We start from the raw sequence: 3852 nt of genomic DNA, 5'->3' as shown, positions 1-3852 counted from the left end.
CCGACCAAAGGGAAAGGATGGGAAGGTCGGCGTTGGTAGGCCTAGTATCGTTTGGTATTTTTTTTCATGCAGACGACGGCATACGGGATCTAGTACGGTCTGTTGGGCTCGGAGATGTGTGTAAGAGCCAGGCCGCCGTCCGCGCCCAGGAGTTCCGGGTCGTCTTCCGCGGCTACGACGTCGAGGAGGTCGACGCCTTCCTCGACTGGATCGAGCAGGACCTGACCCGCCTCGCGCAGGGCCCGGACGCAGCCGCCCCCGTCGACCCGTCAGCCGCCGGCGCCTCCGCCCAGGCGGTGCGCACGCTGCTGCACGCCGAGCAGGCCGCCGAGCGGATGCTCGCCGAGGCCGCCGCCGATGCCGCCGCCATCCGGGAGCGGGCGCACGCCGAGGCGCGGGGGATCGTCGCCGATGCCCGGGCGGAGGCCGCCCACGTCGTCGCCGCCGCCTCCCGGCGCCCGTCGGCGGACGTCGAGGAGCTCGTGGTCGGCGCCCAGCGGCTGCGCGCCGAGCTGGACCGCCTGGGCGAGTCGGAGCGCCGGTGCCGGGAGCAGCTGCAGACCTGGCTCGACGGGCACGGCCGGCTGTTCGACCGGGGCCCGGTGGCGGCCGGCCCCGAGGTCGCCGCCGACCCCTACCGCCGGGACACCGGCACCACGGTCCGGCGGGTGGTCACCACCCTGCCGGCGGCCGCCGTCCGCTGAGCCCCACCCACCCCTCGACCCGGGAGCACCCGCCATGACCGCGACCAGCCCGGACCTCTACGACGAGCTGACCTGCCGCAACCGCGGCTTCATCCCGGCGGCCTCGCAGCAGCGCCTGCGGGACGCGACCGTGCTGGTGGCCGGCTGCGGGTCGACCGGCGGCGCCGTGGTCGAGCCGCTGACCCGGCTGGGCGTGCAGTCCTTCCTGCTCGCCGACAACGGGACCTACGAGCTCAACAACCTCAACCGGCAGAGCGCGACGCAGGCCGACATCGGGCGCAACAAGGCCGAGGTCTGCGCCCGCCACGTCGTGGAGATCAACCCGCAGGCCCGCACCCGCGTGGCGACCGACGGCATCCAGCCCGGCACGGTCTCGGCGATGGTCGCGGCCTGCGACGTGGTCGTCGACGGCGTCGACGTCACCGAGCCGGCCGGCTGGCGGGCGAAGTACGCGCTGCACGAGGCGGCCGCGGCGCTGGGCCGGCCGGTCGTCTCCGGGTACGACATGGCCGGCACCCAGTACGTGCGCTTCCACGACTACCGCCGGGGCGGCGCCCCGTTCGACGGCGCGGTCACCGCGGCACAGGTCGCGTCGGACTCGACCTGGCGGCTGCTGCGGCAGGTGGTGCCGCTGCGCGTGGTCCCGGTCGAGATGCTGGAGAGCGCCCGCTCCGCGGTGGCCGGCGGCGAGGAGAGCGTGTCGCAGCTGGTCTACACCTCGATGCTGTTCGGGGCCCTGGCCTCGCGGATGGTGGTCGACGTGCTCGACGGCCGGCCCGTGCGCCGCCACACGGTGGTGGACGTGCACGCGGCGGTCCGGCCCGCGGTCTCCTCTCTGCGCGCCCGGCTGCGCAAGCCGTGGGTGCTGGCGCTGGCCCTCCGGGACCTGGCCGTCCTGGAGCGCACGTCGGGCCGCGGCCGGTGATCGAGCGGTTCGCGGCGTTCACCCGCCGCGCGCGCTGGCCGGTCGCCGTCGTCTGGCTCCTCCTGGTGGCCGGCGCGGCGGTCGTCGCGAGCGGCCTGCCCGACCGGCTCAGCGGCGGTGGCTGGGACGTCGAGGGCTCGCAGTCGGCCGCCGTCGAGGAGGCGCTGCGCGAGGGCTTCCTCGGCCGGGGCGAGAGCACCCTGACCGTGGTCGTCCACGACCGCGCGCACACCGCCGACGAGGAGCCCTTCGAGGCCAGGGTCCGCGAGGTGGTGGCCGCGGTGGCCGAGGACCCGGCCCTGGAGGTCCAGAGCACCTACGGCTGGTCGACGCTGAGCCCTGAGGAGCGGGACGGATTCCTGGGCGAGGACGGCCGCACGGTCGTCGACGTGGTCGGCCTCGGCGTCGAGGACGGCTACGCCCGCCAGGAGCTCCCCGCGGCGCAGGAGCGCCTGCACGAGCGGTTCGCCGACGACGGCCTGGAGGTCTCCCTCGTCGGCCCGGCGTCCTTCTGGGGCGAGGTCAACGAGCTCAGCGAGGAGGGCCTGCTCCGCGCCGAGCTGATCACGCTGCCGCTCATCGTCTTCGTGGTGGTGCTGCTCTTCGGCGGCATCGTCGCGGCGCTGGTGGCCCTCGTGGTCGGAGTGACCTCGATCGTGCTGACGCTGGCGGTGCTCACCGTGCTCGCCGGCCAGTACGAGCTGTCGCTGTTCGTGCAGAACACCGCGACCATGCTGGGCCTGGGCGTGGGCGTCGACTACTCCCTGTTCGTCATCGCCCGCTTCAAGGAGGAGCTGGCGGCGGGCCGGGACGTCGAGAGCGCGGTCGCCACGACACTGCGCACCTCGGGGGAGACCGTGCTCTCCTCCGGCCTCACCGTCATCGCGGCCATGAGCACGCTGTTCCTCGTGCCGCTGGGCGTGATCGGCTCGATCGCCCTGGGCGCGGTGGTCGTCGTCGCCTTCTCCGTGCTGACCAGCGTGATCCTGCTGCCCGTGCTGCTGCACCTGCTGGGCCCCCGCATCAACCGCTGGATGGTCGTGGTCCGCAAGGGCACCCACCGGCGTCCGGCCGCGGCGCGGTGGGTCGGCTTCGCCGGGCGGGTCATGCGCCGGCCGGTGCTCTTCCTGGCCGTCAGCGTCGCGGGCCTGCTGCTGCTCGCCGCACCCTCGCTGGGCCTGCGCACCTTCACCCCCGACGCCCGGATCATCCCCGCGGAGGAGCCGGTGCGGGTCGGGTACACGCTGATGGAGGAGCAGTTCGGCGTCGGCTCCACCGCGCCGCTGCAGGTCCTCGTCAGCTCGGCTGAGCCGCTCGGCTCCGACGACGGCCCCGCCGTCACGGACCTGCAGCAGCGGCTGCAGGAGCTGCCGGGCGTGGTTCGCGTCGACTCGGCGATCGAGCCCTTGGCCCGCGTGGCCCCCGACCCACTGGGCGCCCTGGCCGGGCCGGACCGCGAGGCGCTGTCCTCGGATTTGCAGCAGACGGTCGACCACTCCGTCTCCGACGACGGACGGCGGCTGCTGTTCAGCGTGATCCCGGACGGGCCGGCCGCGGCCGAGGGCACCCAGGAGCTGCTCGACGACGTCCGCGCCGAGGCCGCCCGCACCGACGGCGGCGGGCTCACCGTGGACGTCGGCGGCGAGACGGCGCAGGGCGTGGACAGCAACGACGCCATCACCCGGATGATGCCCGCGGTCGTGGCGGCGATGCTGGGGATCATCTACCTGTTCCTGCTGGTGACCTTCCGGTCGGTGTTCCTCCCGCTGAAGGCGATCCTGATCAACCTGCTGTCGGTGGCCGCCACCTACGGCGTCCTGGTCCTGGTCTTCCAGCACGGCATCGGCGCCGACCTGCTGGGCTTCGAGCGCACCGGCTACGTGCAGAACTTCGTCCCGGTGCTGCTGCTGACCCTGCTGTTCAGCCTGAGCACCGACTACGAGGTCTTCCTGCTCAGCCGCGTGCGCGAGGACCACCACCGGACCGGCGACGGCGTCGGCAGCGTCGCCCGGGGGCTGGCGCGCACGGCCCCGCTGATCTCGGGCGCGGCGCTGCTCATGGTGGTGGTGTTCGGCGCCTTCTCCTTCGCCGGCATCCTGCCGATGAAGCAGCTCGGCCTGGGCATGGCAGTCGCGATCGCGCTGGACGCCACGGTGATCCGGCTCGTGGTCGTGCCGGCCTCCATGCGGCTGATGGGGGACTGGAACTGGTGGATGCCGGGCC

At 73.7% G+C, this 3852-nt stretch carries 3 protein-coding genes; all 3 read left to right on the top strand.

All coding sequences use genetic code 11. From position 1 onward, the window contains the following. Positions 1-116 precede the first annotated feature (116 nt). Positions 117-704, top strand: a complete 588-nt coding sequence (locus CNO22_RS26090) for a DivIVA domain-containing protein (protein ID WP_198588620.1) — start codon at positions 117-119, stop codon at positions 702-704. 34 nt (positions 705-738) lie between these two features. Continuing rightward, the gene (locus CNO22_RS26085; RefSeq protein WP_157937141.1) at positions 739-1629 is read left to right on the top strand and encodes a HesA/MoeB/ThiF family protein; all 891 of its coding nucleotides are present in this window, start codon (positions 739-741) and stop codon (positions 1627-1629) included. Further along, the coding region (locus CNO22_RS26080; RefSeq protein ID WP_100502152.1) for an MMPL family transporter at positions 1626-3852 on the top strand (2227 nt) is incomplete at its 3' end. The genes CNO22_RS26085 and CNO22_RS26080, both read left to right, overlap by 4 nt.

This window comes from Geodermatophilus chilensis (assembly GCF_002802985.1).
Taxonomy (GTDB): Bacteria; Actinomycetota; Actinomycetes; order Mycobacteriales; family Geodermatophilaceae; genus Geodermatophilus; species Geodermatophilus chilensis.
The sequence above is the reverse complement of the archived record's forward strand: the minus strand, read 5'-3'. Positions and strand labels throughout refer to the sequence as shown.